Here is a 5,186-nt window from a genome sequence, read left to right on the forward strand (position 1 = left end):
CGGGCGTGCGGCACGGATCGACGCCGCCACCCGGGTGGTGTAACGGCCAGGGTGGTTTCGTGCACTGGACAAGCAGTAACCGTTGCCCGGCTGCCCGGCACGCCATGCGGCCGGACGGCGAGACTTCGAGACCTGGAGGAACCCCGTGACCACCGCACCCGCCGTGTACGACGATCTTCGGGCGCTGTTCATCAACTGCACGCTGAAGCGATCCCCCGAGCGCAGCCACACCCAGGGGCTGGTGGACCGGAGCGCGAACATCATGACCCGCAACGGTGTCGCGGTGGAGGTGATCCGCGCGGTGGACCACGACATCGCGACCGGCGTATGGCCGGACATGACCGAGCACGGGTGGGACAGCGACGCGTGGCCGGGCATCTACCAGCAGGTGATGGCCGCGGACATCCTGGTGATCGCCGGGCCGATCTGGCTTGGCGACAACGGCTCGGTGACCAAGCAGGTGATCGAGCGGCTCTACGCCTGCTCCAGCCTGCTCAACGACGCCGGCCAGTACGCGTTCTACGGGCGGGTGGGCGGCGCGCTGATCACCGGCAACGAGGACGGCGTGAAGCACTGCGCGATGAACATCCTGTACAGCCTGCAGCATCTCGGCTACACCATCCCGCCGCAGGCCGACGCGGGCTGGATCGGTGAGGCGGGGCCCGGCCCGTCGTACCTGGACGAGGGATCAGGCGGGCCGGAGAACGACTTCACCAATCGCAACACGACGTTCATGACGTGGAACCTGATCCACCTGGCCCGGATGCTCAGGGACGCCGGCGGGATCCCCGCGCACGGCAACCAGCGCTCGGAGTGGGACGCCGGGTGCCGGTTCGACTTCGAGAACCCCGAACACCGGTAACCGGGACCGGGCTTCTCAGCTGCCGGGCATCTCAGCCGGTGGTGACGGCTGACCGGACGGGCGGCCTGGCCGGTGTCGCGGATGCCGGGCCGAGCAGCCCGAGCGCGACCACCGGGAACACCAGCACCGAGACCAGACCGGCCAGCACCAGGGCCGCCCCGGTGACCGGAGCGACCACGCCCAGCTCGATGCCGATCTGCGCGGCGGTGACCAGGAACGGCAGCGAGGTGGCCTGCAGCAGGGCGGCCGCCAGGGTGGGCCGCGGGCCGTGGGAGCGCAGGGTGAGCAGGGCCGGGACGCCGCGGACCAGCAGCAGGGTGAGCAGCAGCAGCGGGACCCGCAGCAGCGCCGCGGGGTCGTGCACCAGGCCGGTCAGGTCCAGCCGGATCCCGCTGGTCACGAAGAACACCGGGATCAGGAACCCGAACCCGATCGCCTCCAGCTTGGTGCGAAAGTGCGGGTGGGAGGCGGAGTCTCGGTCCAGCAGCCCGACCAGCGCACCGGCCAGGAACGCGCCCAGGATGCTCTCCAGCCCGAAGTGTTCGGCGAGCACGGTGAAGGCCACCAGCAGCACCACGGCGAACCGGACCCGGATCTCGGCGGTGGTGTCCTGCAACCGGACCAGCACCTCGCCGAGCCGCCGCCAGTGGCCGGCGGCCATACCCGCGACCGCGGTGGCGAGCACCAGGGCGGCGAAGGCGGCGAGCAGCACCAGCCGGGACCCGGTGCTACCGGCGGCGGAGGAGAACAGCAGCGACAGCAGCACGATCGCGGCGAAGTCGGCGACGGTGGCCGCGGCGATCACGCTCTGTCCGACACCGCTGGTCGCCTGGCCGGCGTCCTTGAGCACCGGGACGACCAGGCCCAGCGAGGTCGCGGACACCGCGATCGCCAGCAGCAGCGGCTGCTGCACCCAGCCGGCGGCGGCGAAGGCCGCACCGGCACCCGCCCCCAGCGCCAGCGTCACCAGGTATCCCAGCACCGCTGCGGTGAGGACCCGCCCGCGCAACCGGTGCAGGTCGATCTCCAGGCCGGCCAGGAAGAGCAGGAACGCCAGCCCGAGCAGCGCCAGGATCTGCAGCGGCAGGTCGACCCGCACCCACCCCAGCACCGACGGCCCGACCAGGATGCCGGCCAGGATCTCCAGCACGACGGCCGGGACCCGCAGCCGCGGCACGAACCCGACCACCAGCGGGGCGAGTACGGCGAGCACGCAGACGATGAGCAGGCTCTCGAAGGAGACATCAGGCATACCGGTTCAGTCTTGGCGCACGCCCAGACGTTTCACCCCACAGTGCGTGACCGCTGCCTGGTCATCCGGCCAGGCCGAGGTGCTCGATCAGCCAGTCCGCCTGCCGCGCCCGCTCGAGGCGGTAGCCCTGGGGGCCGTGGGCCTGTTCGCTGATCCGGGCCGCGACGAACCCGAGCAGCGCCGGGCCCTCGGCGATCGATGGCTCGACCACGGCGTCCCAGCCGGTCAAGGGCGGGGACGTGGTGGCCGCCAGTTGGTGGGCACGGTCGGCGCAGTCACGGGTGAACGCGTCGCGGAGACCGCCGTCCCATGCGGTGAGCCGCCGCAGCAGCCGGCCACGTGAGGCGACCAGCTTGGCCGGCGCGGCGACGATGTCGCCGTCGAGCTCGATCTCGTACAAGACCTCGCCGAGCCAGAACGGCAGGTCCGCCGGGCGGCAGGCGTGTACCCCGCTCCGGCACGGCTCGGCCGTGGCCTCGACCCACGCGCCGGGCGAGTCGCGGCGGGCCGAGTCGTGTCCGGGCAGCGGCCACCGGAAGCCGGTGAAGCAGCTGGTGGCGTCGGCGCGGAGGAACTTGTAACCGATCACGGTCGCTTCCAGTCCCGGAACGCCGACAGCAACCGGTCCCGCAGCTGGTCGGGAACATCCCCGGTGTCGAGTCGCCCGACCGTCGAGACGGTCAGCCGCATCTGCTCCAGGTAGGTCCGGCACCCCTCGCAGAACAGGATGTGCTGCTCGAACAGCGACACCTCCGCTGCCGGCAGCCCACCCTCGAGGTAGTCGGTGACCAGCTCGACCACCTCCTGGCAGGTGATGTGCTCCGCGTGCTCAGCCATCGAAGTGCCTCTCCAGCGCGCCGCGGACGCGTGACCGGGCACGGTGCAGCAGCACCCGCTGGTTGCCGTCGGTCAGATCTAGGGCGGCGCACACCTCGGCGGCGGTCCAGCCCTCCACGTCGCGCAGCCGGATCACCGCCTGCTGTGCCCCCGGCAGCCGCCCGATCTCACGCAGTACGGCCCGGGTGGTCTCCAGCTGCACGAGGCTGTCCTCGGGCAGCGAGCGCCAGTCGCGGGGGTAGCTGTTCCAGTGACCGGGGAAGGCGCCGCCGGGCGGGCGGAACCGGTCCGGGGCGACCGCCGCCTCGTCGGCGCCGGTCGCCAGGGAGGAGAACGGCACGCTCCGCGCCTCCCTGGCGCCGCGGGTGCGGGCGATGTTGACCACGATTCGGATTATCCATGTCTTCAACGAGGAACGCGCCTCGAAGCGGGCCAGCCCCTTGAGGACACCGAGCCAGGCGTCCTGGACGACGTCCTCGGCCGCCGCGTCGGTCTTCACATACATCCGCGCCGCGGCGAGCATCGCGGAGCTGTGCCTGGCCACCAGCGCCTCGAACGCGTCCTCGTCGCCGGCTCGCAGCCGGTCCAGCAGCAGCGCCTCGTCGTCCGGCGCCAGCATGACGTGGTCGCTGTCCGGGGTCGGCACGCGGCCGAGACTACCGGGCCGACTACTACTACTGGGCCGACGGACCGTGCTCGCCGCGAACGCGGTCACAGCACGGCGATGCCGGCCGGGCTGCCGCCGGCCCCGAAGTCGACCGGCGCATGGTCGCCGTCCACGGTGCGGGGGAGCCCGTCGTACTCACCCAGCCTGGTCAGGGCGCCGTCCGGGCCGATCCGCCAGGCCCCGACCTTGCCGGCCCCGGGCTCGACCAGGTACAGGAACCGACCGTCGGGGCTGATGCCCAGGTCGAGCGGGGTGGAGCCCTGGGTGTTGCCCGGGTGGTCGGTGCTGGCCGCGACCGGGTCCAGCAGGGACAGCGTGCCGTCGGCTGCGATGCGGAAGCTGGAGATGGTGCCCGAGGTGTAGTTGGACCCGAACGCGTACCGGCCGTTGTTCACCACCCAGCAGGTGTCGACCTGGTGGTCGCCGGCGAACCCGGTCAGCGGGGTCAGCGTGCCGTTGTCGTTGATCCGGTAGCTGCCGACCGCACCGGTCAGCTCCTCCCGGCCGCCGACGGTCTCCAGCCCGCCGCCGACGAACTGGGCGATCACCAGGTTCCCGGCGTCATCGAAGGAGAAGCCGAACGGGCCGCGGTTGTCGAAGTCGGTGCGGGTGTACCCGGCCGACGGGACCCGGCCGCGCATGCCGAAGACCAGCACCCGACCGGGGCCGGTCGGGGTGAAGCCGGGCACGAACCCGGCGGCCGGCCCGTCCTTGATCGACACCACCAGCTGTGATCCGTCAGGGGTGAACGCCACCTGCGCCGGGTCGGACAGCGGGTCGGGCGCGAACCGTGGCTGGTTGGCGTCCAGCTCGCGGGTCGACCCGGGGATCGGCCTCAGGCGGCCTGTCCCGCTGAGCCGGAACCCGGTGATGCTCGCGTCGTCGCCGGCGTTCAGCACGTACACCATGTTGCCGTCGATGGTGACGCTGTTGGGGAAGCGGTGGCCCGGCGAGGAGTCGCCGGTGGGCTCGACATCGGTGAGCCGCAGCGAGTCCCGGCGGACCCGGAACACCGACACCGTGTCGCTGCCGGCGTTGGTGACCAGCAGCCACTTGTGGTCGCCGCTGAGCGTCACCGAGCCGCCCGAGCCGAGCCCGTCGCCGGCGAAGCGCTGGCTCGGTCCGGACCCTTGGCCGCCGGTGTCGTAGCGGCCCGTCAGGGTCAGCGTGCCGTCGGCCGCCCGCCGGTAGTAGGCGACCTGGTTGGCCGGTTCGGTCGGGTCGGTGGTGTTGTTGTGGTTGGTGGCGACGAACACCGCACCGGCGGCGCCTCTGCTCGGCGGCGGCTCGGCCGCCGCGGGACTGGGATGGGTCAGCGTAGCTGCGAGTGCGCCGGCGGCCAGCGCGGCCAGGACGGGGATGAACGTGGGCATGGCGATGTCTCCTTCCGGCCCGCTGGATCGCGGGCCCGCGGGGTGGGGTGAGGGTGGGGCTATGGCTCAGTAGTGCAGGATCAGCGGGCAGTTGGAGATCAGTCCGCTCGGCCCGAGCGGTCCGCCGCCGGGCGCGGTGAGCCAGCCGCGCTGGGCCATGGCCTGCACCTCGAGCTCGCCGTCCAGGCGGGCCCG

General features: G+C 72.2%; 6 protein-coding genes. 1 reads left to right on the forward strand and 5 read right to left on the reverse strand.

What is annotated here, in order from left to right:
* Positions 1–145: 145 nt before the first annotated feature.
* Positions 146–862 carry a flavodoxin family protein gene (locus VF468_14400; protein HEX5879484.1) on the forward strand — a complete coding sequence of 239 codons (717 nt, stop codon included), beginning with the start codon at positions 146–148 and terminating at the stop codon, positions 860–862.
* A gap of 31 nt (positions 863–893) precedes the next feature.
* Here VF468_14400 and VF468_14405 read toward each other — a convergent pair whose 3' ends face one another.
* From VF468_14405 to VF468_14425, 5 genes are all read right to left on the reverse strand, one after another.
* Positions 894–2,114, reverse strand: coding sequence for a cation:proton antiporter (locus VF468_14405; protein HEX5879485.1), 1,221 nt, complete (start codon positions 2,112–2,114; stop codon positions 894–896).
* 61 nt (positions 2,115–2,175) lie between these two features.
* Positions 2,176–2,703, reverse strand: a complete 528-nt coding sequence (locus tag VF468_14410) for a hypothetical protein (protein ID HEX5879486.1) — start codon at positions 2,701–2,703, stop codon at positions 2,176–2,178.
* Entirely contained in the window at positions 2,700–2,951 is a 252-nt protein-coding gene (locus tag VF468_14415) for a zf-HC2 domain-containing protein (protein ID HEX5879487.1), read from the reverse strand. Before VF468_14415 ends, VF468_14410 begins: the two co-directional genes overlap by 4 nt.
* Positions 2,944–3,597: a sigma-70 family RNA polymerase sigma factor gene (locus VF468_14420; protein ID HEX5879488.1), complete on the reverse strand. Its 654-nt coding sequence runs from the start codon at positions 3,595–3,597 to the stop codon at positions 2,944–2,946. Before VF468_14420 ends, VF468_14415 begins: the two co-directional genes overlap by 8 nt.
* 65 nt (positions 3,598–3,662) lie before the next feature.
* On the reverse strand, positions 3,663–4,991 hold the full coding sequence (locus VF468_14425) for a beta-propeller fold lactonase family protein (GenBank protein HEX5879489.1): 1,329 nt from the start codon (positions 4,989–4,991) through the stop codon (positions 3,663–3,665).
* Positions 4,992–5,186 lie beyond the last annotated feature (195 nt).

The organism is Actinomycetota bacterium, from assembly GCA_036280995.1.
GTDB lineage: Bacteria > Actinomycetota > CALGFH01 > CALGFH01 > CALGFH01 > CALGFH01.

Excerpts from the sequence above, each read along its gene's own strand:
- VF468_14415 (HEX5879487.1), bottom strand. The coding sequence starts at position 2,951 with ATGGCTGAGCACGCGGAGCACATCACCTGCCAGGAGGTGGTCGAGCTG.
- VF468_14425 (HEX5879489.1), bottom strand. The coding sequence starts at position 4,991 with ATGCCCACGTTCATCCCCGTCCTGGCCGCGCTGGCCGCCGGCGCACTC.
- VF468_14405 (HEX5879485.1), bottom strand. The coding sequence starts at position 2,114 with ATGCCTGATGTCTCCTTCGAGAGCCTGCTCATCGTCTGCGTGCTCGCC.